The 15,096-nt window shown below is 67.4% G+C and carries 13 protein-coding genes; 10 read left to right on the forward strand and 3 right to left on the reverse strand.

The features are described from left to right. Positions 1-480 precede the first annotated feature (480 nt). The 6 genes from rhlB to rpoH all read left to right on the forward strand — a co-directional run bounded on the left by rhlB (position 481) and on the right by rpoH (position 6,679). On the forward strand, positions 481-2,211 hold the full coding sequence (gene rhlB, locus HFK18_RS06840; RefSeq protein ID WP_180165280.1) for an ATP-dependent RNA helicase RhlB: 1,731 nt from the start codon (positions 481-483) through the stop codon (positions 2,209-2,211). Between the two features lie 116 nt (positions 2,212-2,327). Then, on the forward strand, positions 2,328-3,014 hold the full coding sequence (gene ftsE / locus HFK18_RS06845) for a cell division ATP-binding protein FtsE (protein ID WP_180165282.1): 687 nt from the start codon (positions 2,328-2,330) through the stop codon (positions 3,012-3,014). 2 nt (positions 3,015-3,016) lie between these two features. Then, positions 3,017-3,964 (forward strand): permease-like cell division protein FtsX, encoded by a 948-nt coding sequence (gene ftsX / locus HFK18_RS06850; protein ID WP_089237302.1) that lies wholly within the window; start codon positions 3,017-3,019, stop codon positions 3,962-3,964. Positions 3,965-3,971: 7 nt separating this feature from the next. Continuing rightward, a complete protein-coding gene (locus HFK18_RS06855; protein ID WP_100553793.1) occupies positions 3,972-4,814 on the forward strand; it encodes a response regulator in 843 nt (280 codons plus the stop codon). A gap of 9 nt (positions 4,815-4,823) precedes the next feature. Beyond that, the gene (gene ung, locus HFK18_RS06860) at positions 4,824-5,549 is read left to right on the forward strand and encodes a uracil-DNA glycosylase (RefSeq protein WP_180165284.1); all 726 of its coding nucleotides are present in this window, start codon (positions 4,824-4,826) and stop codon (positions 5,547-5,549) included. A gap of 254 nt (positions 5,550-5,803) precedes the next feature. Then, entirely contained in the window at positions 5,804-6,679 is an 876-nt protein-coding gene (rpoH, locus tag HFK18_RS06865) for an RNA polymerase sigma factor RpoH (protein WP_025878613.1), read from the forward strand. A 202-nt stretch (positions 6,680-6,881) separates the two neighbouring features. Here rpoH and purD read toward each other — a convergent pair whose 3' ends face one another. Genes purD through purH form a run of 3 tightly spaced genes read right to left on the reverse strand, consistent with a single transcriptional unit; the run spans position 6,882 to position 10,703 of the window. Then, entirely contained in the window at positions 6,882-8,165 is a 1,284-nt protein-coding gene (purD, locus tag HFK18_RS06870; protein WP_180165286.1) for a phosphoribosylamine--glycine ligase, read from the reverse strand. Between the two features lie 58 nt (positions 8,166-8,223). After that, positions 8,224-9,102: a hypothetical protein gene (locus HFK18_RS06875; protein WP_180165288.1), complete on the reverse strand. Its 879-nt coding sequence runs from the start codon at positions 9,100-9,102 to the stop codon at positions 8,224-8,226. A 17-nt stretch (positions 9,103-9,119) separates the two neighbouring features. Next, complete coding sequence (gene purH, locus HFK18_RS06880) at positions 9,120-10,703, reverse strand: bifunctional phosphoribosylaminoimidazolecarboxamide formyltransferase/IMP cyclohydrolase (protein WP_180165290.1); 1,584 nt, start codon at positions 10,701-10,703, stop codon at positions 9,120-9,122. Between the two features lie 213 nt (positions 10,704-10,916). Between purH and HFK18_RS06885 the strand changes: the two genes are divergently transcribed. Genes HFK18_RS06885 through HFK18_RS06900 form a run of 4 tightly spaced genes read left to right on the forward strand, consistent with a single transcriptional unit; the run spans position 10,917 to position 15,096 of the window. Then, positions 10,917-11,537 carry a CDP-alcohol phosphatidyltransferase family protein gene (locus tag HFK18_RS06885; RefSeq protein ID WP_180165292.1) on the forward strand — a complete coding sequence of 207 codons (621 nt, stop codon included), beginning with the start codon at positions 10,917-10,919 and terminating at the stop codon, positions 11,535-11,537. 39 nt (positions 11,538-11,576) lie between these two features. Then, the gene (locus tag HFK18_RS06890) at positions 11,577-13,328 is read left to right on the forward strand and encodes a bifunctional alpha/beta hydrolase/class I SAM-dependent methyltransferase (protein WP_180165294.1); all 1,752 of its coding nucleotides are present in this window, start codon (positions 11,577-11,579) and stop codon (positions 13,326-13,328) included. After that, entirely contained in the window at positions 13,328-14,662 is a 1,335-nt protein-coding gene (locus HFK18_RS06895; RefSeq protein ID WP_180165296.1) for a phosphatase PAP2/dual specificity phosphatase family protein, read from the forward strand. Before HFK18_RS06890 ends, HFK18_RS06895 begins: the two co-directional genes overlap by 1 nt. Beyond that, on the forward strand, positions 14,659-15,096 hold the full coding sequence (locus HFK18_RS06900) for a hypothetical protein (RefSeq protein ID WP_180165298.1): 438 nt from the start codon (positions 14,659-14,661) through the stop codon (positions 15,094-15,096). Before HFK18_RS06895 ends, HFK18_RS06900 begins: the two co-directional genes overlap by 4 nt.

Here is a 15,096-nt window from a genome sequence, read left to right on the forward strand (position 1 = left end):
GGCCGGAGGTGGGTGAACTGGGCCATGCCCGGTGGCGTGACCCTCGTCGTTGCCTCGCGGCGGACTGCCACGGTGCGTTCGGCGGGATGCCTGGACGCTCACGGCCGGCAGTGTACCCCTATCGCAGGGCGCGGACAGATGCTGGCTGGAACCCAGCGTATCGTGATCGGGGTTGAGCACGGTATGTGTCCGATTGCACTGTCCATGGCTGAAATGGGGGTGCTGGCGCGGTAGGCCATGGGCGCATGCGCCGCTGTTCAAGCGCGGTACTGCGGGGTGAAGAGGTGCGTCTCCTTAAGCTCTGAGACGCCTGATTCCGGTTTGCCGGCCCGAGTGCGGTAAACTGGGGCATTGTGCGGCGCGCGGACCCGAGGGGTCCCGGCCAGCCCGACCCGCCGCAGGGGCCGCAGTTTGCGACGGAGCCCCAGACAGATTTCAGTGCCGCCGCCCGCAGGCGCGTGGCCATACCAAGACGGACACATGAGCGACAAACCGCTGACCGATTTGACTTTTTCCTCCTTCGATCTGCATCCGGCCCTGCAGGCCGGTCTTGAAGGAGCCGGATTCACCCGCTGCACGCCCATCCAGGCGCTGACCCTGCCGGTCGCGCTGCCCGGTGGCGACGTCGCCGGCCAGGCCCAGACCGGCACCGGCAAGACGCTGGCCTTCCTGGTCGCTGTCGTGAACCGCCTGCTGACGCGTCCGGCGCTGGCCGATCGCAAGCCGGAAGATCCGCGCGCGCTGATCCTGGCCCCGACCCGCGAACTGGCCATCCAGATCCACAAGGATGCGGTCAAGTTCGGTTCCGACCTCGGCCTGCGTTTCGCCCTGGTGTACGGCGGCGTGGATTACGACAAGCAGCGCGAGATCCTGCAGCAGGGCGTGGACGTGATCATCGCCACCCCCGGCCGCCTGATCGACTACGTCAAGCAGCACAAGGTGGTCTCGCTGCACGCCTGCGAGATCTGCGTGCTGGACGAAGCCGACCGCATGTTCGACCTGGGCTTCATCAAGGACATCCGCTTCCTGCTGCGCCGCATGCCGGAGCGTTCCACCCGCCAGACCCTGCTGTTCAGCGCCACCTTGAGCCACCGCGTGCTCGAGCTGGCCTATGAGCACATGAACGAGCCGCAGAAGCTGGTGGTCGAAGCCGAGACCATCACCGCCGCGCGCGTGCGCCAGCGCATCTATTTCCCGGCCGACGAAGAGAAGATCCCGCTGCTGCTGGGCCTGCTGTCGCGCAGCGAAGGCGCGCGCACCATGGTCTTCGTCAACACCAAGGTGTTCGTCGAGCGCGTGGCGCGCTCGCTGGAACGTGCTGGCTACCGCGTCGGCGTGCTGTCCGGCGACGTGCCGCAGAAGAAGCGTGAGAGCCTGCTCAACCGCTTCCAGAAGGGCCAGCTGGAAATCCTGGTGGCGACCGACGTGGCCGCCCGCGGCCTGCACATCGACGGCATCAAGTACGTCTACAACTACGACCTGCCGTTCGACGCCGAAGACTACGTGCACCGCATCGGCCGTACCGCCCGCCTGGGCGAGGAAGGCGATGCCATCAGCTTCGCCTGCGAGCGGTACGCGATGGGCCTGCCGGACATCGAGGCCTACATCGAGCAGAAGATCCCGGTTGAAGCGGTCACCAGCGAGATCCTGACCTCGCTGCCGCGCCCGGAGCGTGCCGCCCCGGCACCGGGTGAGGAAGGCGACGAGAACGAAAGCGTCGGCCAGATCTTCCGCGAAGCACGCGAAGCGCGTGCCGCCGAGGAAGAGCGTCGTGGCGGCGGCCGTAGTGGCGGTCGTTCCGGCAGCGGTGCTGGCGCCGGGCGTGGTGGCCGCGATGGCGAGCGCAGCGGCGAACGCCGTCCGCGTGGCCCGCGCAAGCCGCGTGTGGAAGGCGAGCAGGTTGCCGCCGCAGCCGTCGAGGGCGCGGTGACGGCCGAAGCCGCTGCTGTGCAGGCCCCGCGTCCGCCGCGCGCTGAGGTTGCGCCGGAAGGTGCGGTGGACGGCGAGCGCAAGCCGCGCAAGCGTCGTCGTCGTCGCCACGGCCGTCCGGTCGAGGGTGCCGAGGGCGTGGCAAGCAACGCCGGCAACAGTGCCGGCCCGGTCACCCCGGTGCAGGTGGTGGCCAAGCCGGTGCGTACCAGCGCCGATGCCGGCGACTCGTTCCTGACCCGTATCGGCCGCAAGATCCGCCGGATGCTGTCGGGCAACTGATCCGGTAGCACCCGACCGTTGGTCGGGTGGTATCAAGGGTGTGCCGACCAACGGTCGGCACCCACCATGCGGCCCGGCGCTACCGATCTGTTGCGCCGGTCCTGCATAATCGGGGCATGAGTGTCCTGCGCTTCGACAATGTCAGCAAACAGTACGCCGGTGGCCACGAAGCCCTGACCGATGTCAGCTTCGAGGTCGCGCCGGGCGAAATGCTGTTCGTCACCGGTCACTCCGGGGCGGGCAAGAGCACCCTGCTCAAGTTGATCCACCTCGACGAGCGGCCCAGCCGCGGCGCGGTGATGTTCGACGAGCGCAACCTGCTGAAGGTGCGCGGCGGCGATGTGCCGCGGCATCGACGCGCGGTCGGCGCGGTCTACCAGGACCACCGCCTGCTGATGGACCGCTCCATCGCCGAGAACGTGGCCCTGCCGCTGATCCTGCGTGGCACCCGCCGTGGCGACATCAACAAGCGCGTGCGTTCGGTGCTCGAGCGCATGGGCCTGGGGCACCGCGAGAAGGCGCTGCCCTCGCAGCTGTCGGCTGGTGAGCAGCAGCGCGTCGGCATCGCCCGTGCGATCGTCGGCGAACCCAAGCTGCTGGTGGCCGACGAGCCGACCGGCAACCTCGACCCGACCCTGGCGGCGGAAATCATGTCCCTGTTCGCCGAGCTGCCCGCGCGCGGCACCAGCGTGCTGGTGGTCAGTCATGACCTGCCGCTGCTGCGCCACATGCGCAAGCGCGTGGTGATCCTCGACCACGGCCGGCTGGTGGACGACATCTCGCCGCAGGATCTGGCGGAGTAACCATGGCCAAGAACGAAAACACCGAAGCCGCTGCGCCGTCGCGCCTGGGCGTGTGGTTCCAGCATCACGTGCACAGCGTGGTGTTCAGCCTCGGCCGCGCCTGCCGCAAACCGTGGGCGACGCTGCTGACCGTGATGGTCATGGCGCTGGCCCTGGCGCTGCCGCTGGGCCTGTCGATCGCGCTGGACAACCTCAAGCAGTTCGCCGGCAGCGTGCAGCAGTCGCGCGATATCAACGTCTTCCTGAAGGCCGACGTCGACGGCCCCGGTGCGCTGCGCCTGGCCGGTGAACTGCGCGATCGCCCGGATGTGGCCAGCGTCACCGTGCGCACGCCGGAACAGGGCCTGGAGGAACTGCGCCAGGCCGGTCTCGGCGAAGCCATCGACGCACTCAACGACAATCCGCTGCCCTCGCTGCTGGTGATCACTCCCGGCCAGGGCCAGGACGATGCACGGCTGGCACGCGCGTTGGAAAGCTTGCCCGGGGCAGACCTGGTGCAGCACGACGCGTTGTGGCGCCAGCGCCTGGATGCCTGGCTCGCCTTCGGCGCACGGCTGGTGCAGGTGCTGTCGGTGCTGCTCGGCGTCGGCGCTGCGCTGGTGGTCGGCAACACCGTGCGCCTGGACATCCAGGCCCGCCGCGAGGAAATCGGCGTACTGCAGCTGCTCGGCGCCAGCGATGGCTTCATCCGCCGCCCGTTCCTGTACCTGGGCGCCTGGTATGGCCTGGGCGCCGGCGCAGTCGCGCTGGGCCTGATCGGCATTGCCGGTGCCGCCCTGCGCGCACCCCTGGCCGAACTGTCGCGCAGCTATGGCAGCCCGTTCGTGCTGCATGGCCTGGACCTGCTGCATGGCAGCCTGGTGCTGCTCGGCACCTTGCTGCTGGGCTGGCTGGGGGCGTGGCTGGTGACCGGTCACTTCCTCCGCCAGACCCGCCCGACCGACACCTGAGACCGGCATGCAACCGCAAGCGCTGAAGCACCTTGAAGGGCCCGCGACGCGGGTGATGGTGGTTGACGGTTCCAAGCTGGTGCGCAAGCTGATCGCCGACGTCCTGCAGCGCGATCTGCCGGGCGTGGAGGTGATCGGCTGCGACAGCATCGAAGACGCCCAGCATGCGCTGGCGCAGGGCCCGGTCGATCTGGTGACCACCTCGCTGACCCTGCGCGATGGCGACGGGCTGGCGCTGGCCCGGACGGTGCGTGAAGCCGCCGGGCAGGCCTATGTGCCGGTGATCGTGGTCTCCGGCGATGCCCAGCAGCACCTGGAGCAGCGCCGTTTCACCGAGTACGTCACCGACTACTTCGACAAATCGCTGGGCCACGAGGCCCTGGCGACGTTCGTGCGCGGCTACGTGCAGCCGCAGACCATTCCCGGCGCGACCATCCTCTATATCGAGGACAGCCGGGTGGTGGCCGAGGCGACCAAGCGCATGCTCGAGCGCCAGCAGCTCAACGTGATGCATGTGGTCAGCGCCGAAGAAGCGTTCACCCTGCTGACCGCCGAATCGCTGGGGCGCAGCCGCCATCGCATCGATCTGGTGCTGACCGATGTGACCCTGAAGGGAGAGCTGAGCGGCCGTGACGTGGTGCAGCGCGTGCGCGTGGACTTCGGCTACGGCAAGCGCCGCCTGCCGGTGCTGGTGATGACCGGCGATGGCAATCCGCACAACCAGACCGGCCTGCTGCAGGCTGGCGCCAACGATCTGGTGCTGAAGCCGATCGAAGAGCGCCTGTTGATCACCAAGGTGCTGTTCCAGCTGCGGCTGGCCCGGTTGAATGATGGACCCCTGTTGCGATGACGTGTTGCGATGATCTATGAAGTAGTGGACACCCCGGCGATCCAGCTGGAACCGAGCTGGAAACAGCGTGTGGGCGATTACCTGCTGCAGCCGCAGATGCGCGAGCTGTCCAGCTTCCTGCGGCAGCGCAAGGCCAGCGGCGCGGCGGTGTTTCCGCCCGGCCCGCAGATCTTCGCCGCGTTCGATGCCACCCCGTTCGATCAGGTGAAAGTGGTCATCCTCGGCCAGGACCCGTACCACGGCCGCGGCCAGGCCCACGGCCTGAGTTTCTCGGTGCAGCCGGGCGTGCCGGTGCCGCCGTCGCTGTTGAACATCTACAAGGAAATCGAGGGTGACCTCGCCATCCCGCGCCCCGACCACGGCTGCCTGATTCCCTGGGCACAGCGCGGCGTGCTGCTGCTCAACGCCGTGCTGACGGTGGAAGAGGGCAAGGCCGGCGCCCACCAGGGGCGCGGCTGGGAAGGCTTCACCGACCACGTGGTGGACGTGCTCAACCGCGAGCGCGAGGGCCTGGTGTTCATGCTCTGGGGCGCCTACGCACAGCAGAAGGGCAAGGTGATTGATGGCGGTCGCCACCGCGTGCTGAAATCGCCGCATCCCTCGCCGCTGTCGGCCCACCGTGGCTTCCTTGGCTGCCGTCATTTTTCGATGGCCAACGAGTACCTGCAGCGCCGTGGGCAGGCCCCGATCGACTGGTCGCTGCCGCCGCGGGCCTCGCTGGCGACTTCGGGCTGAACGGCGGGCAACGCGGCCCGGTGATTGAGGGGCGAAACCGCCGCCCGTTCAGCTCCCTTTGACCCGGAATGGCCGTGTTTTCCGGGCCAGGGGATTGAATTACAAGGGATTGTGTATCCCGAAAAGCGCGCTCGCCACTGTCATCAAATCGCGTTACGGTAGGGCTCTGTTTGGGACCAGTGTTTCATCAGTGGGATGCTGGAACTTTTTCCTCCTTTAGCAGTCCAATTCCCTGACTGCTAAGATGGGTGCCTATGAGCCAGAACACCTCTACTGCCCTTGTGGCAAACAATCTGCCGATTCCCAGTGCGCTCGGTTCGCTGGACGCCTATATCGGTGCCGTGCACCAGATCCCGGTGCTGTCGGTCGATAACGAACAGGACCTGGCCCGTCGCTTCCGCGACGGCAATGATCTGGACGCTGCCCGTGAGCTGGTGCATTCGCACCTGCGCTTCGTGGTGCACGTGGCCCGCGGCTACAACGGCTACGGCCTTGCGCTGGGCGACCTGATCCAGGAAGGCAACATCGGCCTGATGAAGGCGGTCAAGCGCTTCGACCCCGACATGGGCGTGCGCCTGGTGTCCTTCGCCGTGCATTGGATCCGTGCCGAGATGCACGAGTTCATCCTGAAGAACTGGCGCATCGTCAAGGTCGCCACGACCAAGGCGCAGCGCAAGCTGTTCTTCAACCTGCGCAAGTCGAAGAAGCGCCTGGGCTGGATGAACGCTGCCGAAGTCAGCGCGGTGGCCAAGGACCTGAACGTGTCCGAGCGCGAAGTGCTGGAAATGGAATCGCGCCTGTCCGGCCGCGATATCGGTTTCGATGCGCCGACTGATGAAGACAACGACCACGCGCCGCCGTCGCCGGCTGCGTATCTGGTGGCCAATGACGAGGACCCGTCGATGGCCTACGAGCGCGAGGACAGCGAAGACAACCAGATGCAGCTGCTGCGCGAAGGCCTGGCGGAACTGGATGCGCGTTCGCGCGACATCATCCGCCGCCGCTGGCTTGATGCGGATAGCAAGGTGACGCTGCAGGAACTGGCGGACGAGTACGGCGTGTCCGCCGAGCGTATCCGCCAGGTTGAAGCGAACGCGTTGAAGAAGATGAAGGCGCTGTTTACCGCGTAAGGTGGCGAGGCGTTTGAGTGACGAAAAGGCCCGGCATTGCCGGGCCTTTTCTGTTTGTGGGGCTTTCATCCACGCATGGCGTGGATCTACTACGGGGCACACCCTGCATGAACGAATCGCAGCGTAGATCCACCCCATGTGTGGATGCGGCAAGATCGAGTAGATCCACGCCATGCGTGGATGTCCCGATGCCGCGTGGACCTCAACCCTCGCGTGCGATCGCGCGCCAACCAATGTCATTGCGGTGGAACTCATTGGCCCAGCTCACCTTTGCCACGCCGGCATAGGCGTTCGCCTGCGCATCGCGCACGCTGTCACCCAGTGCAGCCACGCACAGCACGCGGCCGCCGGCGCTGAGCACCTGGCCCTGCGCATCCAGCGTCGTACCTGCATGGAACACCTTGGCCGTTGCCGGCACCTCATCCAGGCCGGATATCACCTCACCGGTGATCGGCGATTCCGGGTACGGCTTCGCGGCCAACACTACGCCCAGCGACGGGCGCGGATCCCACTGCGCGTCGACCTGGTCCAGGCGGCCATCGATCGCCGCTTCCAGCAGCTCCACCAGGTCCGACTGCAGGCGCAGCATCACCGGCTGGGTTTCGGGGTCGCCGAAACGCACGTTGAACTCGATCACCTTCGGCGCGCCGCTGGCATCGATCATCAGGCCCGCGTAGAGGAAGCCGGTGAACGGAATGCCGTCGGCAATCATGCCCTGCACGGTCGGGTTGACCACCTCGCGCATCACCCGTGCATGCACCTCGGGCGTGACCACCGGGGCCGGCGAGTACGCACCCATGCCGCCGGTGTTCGGGCCGGTGTCGCCGTCGCCGACGCGCTTGTGATCCTGCGAGGTGGCCATCGGCAATGCATGCACGCCGTCGACCATCGAAATGAAGCTGGCCTCCTCGCCGTCAAGGAATTCCTCGATCACCACGCGCGCGCCGGCATCGCCGAAGGCGTTGCCCGAGAGCATGTCGCGCACTGCGTCTTCAGCCTCGGCCAGGGTCATCGCCACGATCACGCCCTTGCCGGCGGCCAGGCCGTCGGCCTTGACCACGATCGGTGCGCCCTTCTCGCGCAGGTAGGCCAGTGCCGCGTCCACCTCGGTGTGCACCGAATAGAACGCGGTGGGGATGTTGTGGCGGGCCAGGAAGTCCTTGGCGTAGGCCTTGCTGCCTTCCAGCTGCGCGGCGGCAGCCGTCGGCCCGAAGATGCGCAGGCCGGCGGCGCGGAAGCGGTCGACCACGCCGGCCACCAGCGGCACTTCCGGGCCGACCACGGTCAGCGCCACGCCTTCGGCCTGGGCCAGGGCGAGCAGGCCATCGATGTCGGTGACCTTCACCGCCACGTTGCGGCACTTGTCTTCGTTGGCGGTGCCGGCATTGCCGGGCGCCACGAGCACTTCAGTGACACGGGAGGACTGGGCCAGCTTCCATGCCAGGGCGTGTTCGCGGCCGCCAGAGCCGATGACAAGTACGTTCATCACGAGATTCCAGATTGCGTGGGAAGGAAAGTTCCAGGTCCCCGGCGGCGCGTGTGCGTCATTCGCAGCCTTCGCGTCGTAGTGATTCGGGGAAGGAGTAGGTCCAGGACTTCGGGTCCAGAGTGAAGCGATGTTCCTGCCGTACCTGCTTGCCACCGCAGGTGCTGCCGGTTTCCTCGATCAGCAGCGGCCAGACGCGCGCGCTGCGGTCGCTGTCGTCGAAACGCAGCGCGAAGTCGATGCTGAAGCGACGGGTGCGGCAGTCCTCGGCAGTGTCGGGGTCGGCGGCCGCGTCGACGTTCTCGCATTCGTACTGGGCGTCGTTGTCGATATGGCTGCGCACGTTGCCGGTGGCGACCAGTCCCTTTGGCCCCGGCAGGATCAGTGACTGCGAGAGCAGCGAGAAGCCCTGGCCGAACCAGCCATCTTCGACGCGGAAGCCGTAGAAATCGCTGCCAGCGCGGATGATGCTGGCGCTGCCGGGCTGACCGCCACTGCCGAAGCGCTCGCCGGTCAGTTCGCTCACGACTTCGAAGCCTTCGCCCTTGGGATGCAGCACGAAGAAGTCGATGGTTCCCGGGTCGATGTGCGCGCCATCGGCCAGCGCACCGCACACTGCCAGCAGCTGCTGCCAGCTGTCGCCGGTCACCACCGGCTGCTCGGCGCAGACCTGCCAGTCCACGGGACGGGTTTCGCCTTCCTGGGTCCAGGTGCCGCGCCACTCACCTGAGAGCTTGGCGTCCTTGCCGTAGCGCCCGGTCAGGAACGCCTGCAGCCGCGCGGTGCGGCTGATATGGGCAGTGGGCTCGGCGGTGGCCGCCTTTGCAGGTTCTGCCTGCGGGGCAGCTGTGGGTTCGGCGGCCGGCTTGCAGCCGGCCAGCAGCGCCGTGCCAACGAAGGCGAGCACGGCGAGCGGTTTCAAAGAGACTGCAGACATCCGTGTCGCTCCAGTAATCAGTGACGGAAGTGGCGGACGCCGGTGAACACCATGGCCAGGCCGTGCTCGTCGGCGGCGGCGATGACTTCGGCATCGCGCATCGAGCCGCCCGGCTGGATCACCGCCTTGATGCCGGCCGCGGCTGCAGCGTCGATGCCATCGCGGAACGGGAAGAATGCATCGGAGGCCATCACCGAGCCCTCCACCACCAGGTTCGCATCGGCCGCCTTGATGCCGGCGATGCGCGCGGAGTACACGCGGCTCATCTGGCCGGCACCGACACCGATGGTGCGGTTGTCCTTGGCATAGACAATCGCGTTGGACTTCACGAACTTGGCGACCTTCCAGGCGAACAGCAGGTCGGTGAACTGCTTGTCGGTCGGCGCCAGCTTGCTGACCACCTTCAGTTCGTCGCGGGTCATGCCGCGGTTGTCCGAGGACTGCAGCAGCAGGCCGGAGCCCACGCGCTTGTTGTCGAAGTTGTTCAGGCCATCGCCGTGCGGGATGCGCAGCACGCGCACGTTGGCCTTCTTCTGCGCGTATTCCAGCGCGGCCGGTTCGTAATCCGGGGCGATCAGCACTTCCACGAACTGGCGGTCGAGGATCACCTGCGCGGTAGCAGCGTCGAGCGGCTTGTTGAAGGCGATGATGCCGCCGAAGGCGCTGGTCGGGTCGGTGGCGTAGGCCAGCTCGTAGGCATCGCCATTGCCGGCACCAACGGCCACGCCACACGGGTTTGCATGCTTGACGATGACACAGGCCGGCGCATCGAACTGACGCACGCATTCCCATGCCGCATCGGCATCGGCCAGGTTGTTGTAGCTCAGTTCCTTGCCCTGCAGCTGCTGGAAGGTGGCCAGCGTGCCCGGCACCGGACGCAGGTCGCGGTAGAACGCGCCGCTCTGGTGCGGGTTCTCGCCGTAGCGCAGGTCCATCACCTTCACGAAGGTGGAATTCATCTGCGCCGGGTACTCGGCACGCGCCGGCACGGCAGCGTCGGTGGCGGTGACCGCCGACAGGTAGTTGCTGATCGCCGCGTCGTACTGGGCGACGCGGTTGAACGCCGCTACCGAGAACGCGAAACGGGTGCCGGCCGACAGCTGGCCGTCGTTGGCGTCGAGCGAGGCCAGCAGTTCGGCGTACTGCGACGGGTCGGTAGCCACGGCCACGCGGGCGAAGTTCTTGGCCGCCGAGCGCAGCATCGCCGGGCCACCGATGTCGATGTTCTCCACCGCATCGGCCAGGGTGCAGTCGGCCTTGGCGGTGACCGCTTCGAACGGATACAGGTTCAGCACCAGCAGATCGATGGCGCCGATGCCGTGCTCGGCCATCACCGCGTCGTCCAGGCCGGAACGGCCCAGCAGGCCGCCGTGCACCATTGGATGCAGGGTCTTGACCCGGCCATCCATCATTTCCGGGAAGCCGGTGACCTCGGCAACGTCCTTCACGGCCAAGCAGGCATCGCGGATCGCCTTGGCGGTACCGCCGGTGGACAGCAGCTCCACGCCGCGTGCAGCCAGCGCGGTGGCCAGCTCGACCAGGCCGGTCTTGTCGGAAACGGAGAGGAGGGCCCGACGGACGGGCAACAGATCAGCAGTCATGGGGACAGGGCAATCGGCAGCGGAGCGGGGCCGATATTGTAGGCGGTGGGGGCCGGTGGCGGGCGCTGGTGGGGGAAATTGGCCGGTGCAGTCCCCCGTCGCGGTCCGCTCGGCAGCGCCCGCATGGACCGGCATTGGGAGCAATTCGATACGTGGCGCTGTCGCAATCAGGTAGGCTGTGCCCGCACTGCCAAGGATTAGCGGGTTCAGATCGTGTCGATCTATGCATTGAAAGGACGTTTCCAGGACCTGCTGCGTCCGGCCGTACGCGGCCTGTACCGCATGGGCGTCACCGCCAACGCGGTGACCGTGGCTGCGGCCGTGGTCTCGCTGCTGGTGGCTGCCGCCGTGTGGTACTGCGCCCCCGCCCAGCCGCTGCTGTATCTGGCGCTGCCGCTGTGGATGCTGCTGCGCATGGCCCTCAACGCGGTTGACGGCATGCTGGCCCGCGAGTTCGGCCAGCAGTCGCGGCTGGGCGCCTATCTGAACGAGTTGTGCGATGTGATCGCCGACGCGGCGCTGTACCTGAGCCTGCTCAGCGTACCGGGCGTGCGTGCGGAGGCACTGTGGCTGCTGGCCTGGGCCGCCGCGCTGAGCGAGTACGCCGGCGTACTGGGTTTGATGGTCGGAGCGAGCCGCCGCTATGACGGCCCGATGGGCAAGAGCGACCGCGCGTTCGTGATTGGCGTGCTGGGCCTGCTGCTGGCGTTTGGCTGGGGCGGTGCGATGACGGTCAGTGGCGTGGCCGCTGCGATGGCGGTGTTGTGCGGGGTGACGATGGTCAACCGCGTACGCCAGGGATTGAAGGAAGCCGCAGCGACACCGCAGCGGTAATCACAACAAGACTACACGCCCTATCAATACGGAGATTGCATGCGTCAGGCGCAGGAACGGGAATTCCACAGCTTCGACCAGGTACCGCTGTTCTACCGGTACTGGCCGAGCACCACGGCAACCACGCCGGCCAAGGCCATCGTGCTGCTGCATCGCGGCCATGAACACTCTGGCCGGGTCACCCATCTGGTCGACGAACTGGACCTGCCCGACACGGCTTTCTTTGCATGGGATGCACGCGGCAACGGCCGCTCGCCCGGCACGCGCGGCGACGCACCGGGCTTCCCGGCGCTGGTACGCGACCTGGACAGCTTCATCGCCCACATCGGTGCCGAGCATGGCATCGCGGTGGAGGACATCGTGGTCATCGCACAAAGCGTGGGCGCAGTGGTTGCCGCCACCTGGGTGCACGATTACGCGCCGCGGTTGCGCGCGCTGGTGATGGCCTCGCCCGCCTTCAAGGTGAAGCTGTACGTGCCGTTCGCACGCGCTGGGCTGGCGCTGATGCAGAAGCTGCGCGGCAACTTCTTCGTCAACAGCTACGTCAAGCCGCAGTGGCTGACCCACGACCCGGCACGGGTGGAAAGCTACCGCACCGACCCGCTGATCACCCGGCCGATCTCGGTGCGCGTACTGCTGGGCCTGTACGAAGCCGCCGACCGCATCGTGGCCGACGCGCAGGCGATCAGCGTGCCGGTGCAGTTGCTGGTGTCCGGTTCGGACTTCGTGGTGCATCGCGGCCCGCAGGACCGTTTCTACGAACGCCTGTCCAGCCCGATCAAGGAGCGCGTGCACCTGCCGGGCTTCTTCCACGACACCCTGGGCGAGCGCGATCGTGCACCGGCGCTGGCTCGCGTCCGCAGCTTCATCCAGGCGCGTTTTGCCGAACCGCTGCAGGAACTGTCGCGGCGCGATGCGCATCGGCACGGCCCGACCTTCGAAGAATCGGAGATCCTGTCGTGGCCGCCGGAGCGCAACAGCCTGGCCGACCTGCGCTGGCGCGTGGTGCGCGGTGGCCTGCGCTTCGGTGGCACGCTGTCCGAAGGCATCGCGCTGGGCCTGCAGACCGGTTTCGACTCGGGCAGCACGCTGGACTACATCTACCGTGATGAGGCGCGGGGCAAGGGCCCGCTGGGCCGGATGGTCGACCGCAACTATCTGGATGCGATCGGTTGGCGCGGCATCCGCGTGCGCGGCAAGCACCTGCAGGAGCTGCTGCGCGATGCCGCCCAGCGACTGCGCGGGCAGGGCGCACCGGTGCGCGTGCTGGACGTGGCTGCCGGCCATGGACGTTACGTGCTGGAAGCACTCGGCCAGGGCGAGCAGCGTGCCGACCGCATCGTGCTGCGCGATTTCAGCGATCTGAACGTGACCCAGGGCAAGGCCTTGATCGAGCGCCTTGGCGCGGCCGACATCGCCCGCTTCGAACAGGGCGATGCGTTCGATCCGGCGCAGCTGGCGGCAGTGGACCCGGCGCCGACGCTGGCGGTGGTGTCCGGCCTGTACGAACTGTTCCCGGACAACGATGCAGTACTGCGTTCGCTGCAGGGCATCGCCGCGACGGTGCCGGTGGGCGGTTACCTGGCCTATACCGGGCAGCCGTGGCATCCGCAGCTGGAGTTCATCGCGCGTGCATTGACCAGCCACCGTGGTGGCGCGGCATGGGTGATGCGCCGCCGTACCCAGCACGAGATGGACGAACTGGTGCGCCTGGCCGGCTTCCAGAAGGTGGCCCAGCGTATCGATGACTTCGGCATCTTCACCGTATCGCTGGCACGCCGGATCGCGTGATGGCGACGCTGGTGGCAACCGCATCACCCAGCGAGGCGCGCCCGTGGCGGCGCGCCCTGCTGTGGCTGGCCCTGCTGGGTCCGTTCTTCTTCGCCAGCTATGGCTTCGCCAACTGGATGGCCGGCCGCCACGCCGAACTGCCGGTGATGGCGTTCGCCTGGGAAGCACGGATTCCGTTCGTGCCGTGGACGATCGTGCCGTACTGGTCGATCGACCTGTTCTATGCGATCTCGTTCTTCCTGTGCCGGCGCCGGTTGGAGCTGGACCGGCACGCGCTGCGACTGCTCAGTGCGCAGGTGATCGCGGTGGCGTGCTTCCTGCTGTGGCCCTTGCGCTTCAGCTTCGAACGGCCGGAAATCGGCGGTGTGTTCGGCTGGTTGTTCGATGTGCTGTTGGGCTTCGACAAGCCCTTCAACCAGGCGCCGTCGCTGCACATCGTGCTGCTGATCGTGCTGTGGGTGAAGTTCGCGCAGTACCTGCACGGGGCCTGGCGGCTGCTGCTGCACGTATGGGCGCTGCTGATCGGCATTTCGGTGCTGACCACGTTCCAGCACCACTTCATCGACATTCCCACCGGGCTGCTGGCCGGCTGGCTGTGCGTGTGGCTGTGGCCGGAGCAGGGCACGCCGCCGCTGCGTGCGTGGCAGGCCACGGGCGACCCGAAACGTTGGCGGCTGGCGGCGGTGTATGCACTCGGTGCCGGCCTGCTGCTGGTGCCGGTGGTGATGTTGCGCGGCACCGCGTTGTGGCTGCTGTGGCCGATGGTGTCGTTGCTGCTGGTGTCGTTGGCCTATGCCGGGCTGGGCACGGCGGTGTTCCAGAAGCGCGCCGATGGCCGGTTGACGATGGCCGCGCGCTGGCTGCTGGCACCGTACCTGGGTGCGGCGTGGATCAACTCGCGGTTGTGGACGCGCCGCGCGCCGCAGCCCGTGCCGGTCATCGACGCGGTCTGGCTGGGTCGCCTGCCCAGTGCTGCACTGCCCGTGCCCTTGGTGGGCGTGGTCGACACCTGTGCCGAGCTTTCCTGTCGTGCGCCAGGGGCAGCGTATGCCAGCGTGCCGATGCTGGACCTGGTGGTGCCATCGGCGGCGCAGCTGCGTGCCGCGGCGGACGCCATCGAACGCCTGCGCGATCATGGCCCCGTGCTGGTCTGCTGTGCACTGGGCTATTCGCGCAGCGCGGCCAGCGTGGCGACCTGGTTGCTGCGCAGCGGCCGTGCGCGCGATGTGGCCGAAGCGGTGGCGATGGTACGCACCGCGCGGCCGAGCATCGTGCTGTATGACGTTCATCTACAGGTGATCGCGGCCGCTGCCGCGCAGGAGACCGCTGCATGAGCGCTGTGCCCGATCTGCCGATGATGCATCTGCTGCTGCGACAGGGACGTTTGCCTGCCGCGTTGTCGCTGGGACTGCTGCTGGTGGCGCTGTTGCTGCTGGGTATCGAGCCGGGCCTGGCGATGTTCGCCGCGGGCCTATTGCTGTTGAGCCTGGTTGCAGGCGTTGTGCAGGCGTATTACGCGGTGCGGGTGCAGTTGGATGCCAGCCTGTTGCGCTTGCTGCAGCAGGAGGGCCTGCAGGGCGAAGACGCGGCACAACGGGTGGACCAGGCACTGCATACGGCCGGCCTGCGCAGGCTGGACGCACAGGCGCCGACGCGTGGCTGGGACGGACGCTGGATCGGCATGCGTCGCCTGCTGATGCGCCAGTACGCCGCCACGCTGCTGCAGTTCGCTGCCCTGCTGCTGGCCGTGCTGTGGCCGCAGACCTGA

The sequence above is a fragment of the Stenotrophomonas sp. SbOxS2 genome (genome assembly GCF_013416715.1).
Taxonomy (GTDB): Bacteria; Pseudomonadota; Gammaproteobacteria; order Xanthomonadales; family Xanthomonadaceae; genus Stenotrophomonas; species Stenotrophomonas lactitubi.

What these genes read in the sequence shown, in the direction of transcription:
- rhlB (WP_180165280.1), top strand. Translation starts at nt 481, where the DNA reads ATGAGCGACAAACCGCTGACCGATTTGACTTTTTCCTCCTTCGATCTG.
- HFK18_RS06895 (WP_180165296.1), top strand. Translation starts at nt 13,328, where the DNA reads ATGGCGACGCTGGTGGCAACCGCATCACCCAGCGAGGCGCGCCCGTGG.
- HFK18_RS06855 (WP_100553793.1), top strand. Translation starts at nt 3,972, where the DNA reads ATGCAACCGCAAGCGCTGAAGCACCTTGAAGGGCCCGCGACGCGGGTG.
- HFK18_RS06875 (WP_180165288.1), bottom strand. Translation starts at nt 9,102, where the DNA reads ATGTCTGCAGTCTCTTTGAAACCGCTCGCCGTGCTCGCCTTCGTTGGC.
- ung (WP_180165284.1), top strand. Translation starts at nt 4,824, where the DNA reads ATGATCTATGAAGTAGTGGACACCCCGGCGATCCAGCTGGAACCGAGC.
- ftsE (WP_180165282.1), top strand. Translation starts at nt 2,328, where the DNA reads ATGAGTGTCCTGCGCTTCGACAATGTCAGCAAACAGTACGCCGGTGGC.
- HFK18_RS06900 (WP_180165298.1), top strand. Translation starts at nt 14,659, where the DNA reads ATGAGCGCTGTGCCCGATCTGCCGATGATGCATCTGCTGCTGCGACAG.
- purD (WP_180165286.1), bottom strand. Translation starts at nt 8,165, where the DNA reads ATGAACGTACTTGTCATCGGCTCTGGCGGCCGCGAACACGCCCTGGCA.
- ftsX (WP_089237302.1), top strand. Translation starts at nt 3,017, where the DNA reads ATGGCCAAGAACGAAAACACCGAAGCCGCTGCGCCGTCGCGCCTGGGC.
- purH (WP_180165290.1), bottom strand. Translation starts at nt 10,703, where the DNA reads ATGACTGCTGATCTGTTGCCCGTCCGTCGGGCCCTCCTCTCCGTTTCC.
- rpoH (WP_025878613.1), top strand. Translation starts at nt 5,804, where the DNA reads ATGAGCCAGAACACCTCTACTGCCCTTGTGGCAAACAATCTGCCGATT.
- HFK18_RS06890 (WP_180165294.1), top strand. Translation starts at nt 11,577, where the DNA reads ATGCGTCAGGCGCAGGAACGGGAATTCCACAGCTTCGACCAGGTACCG.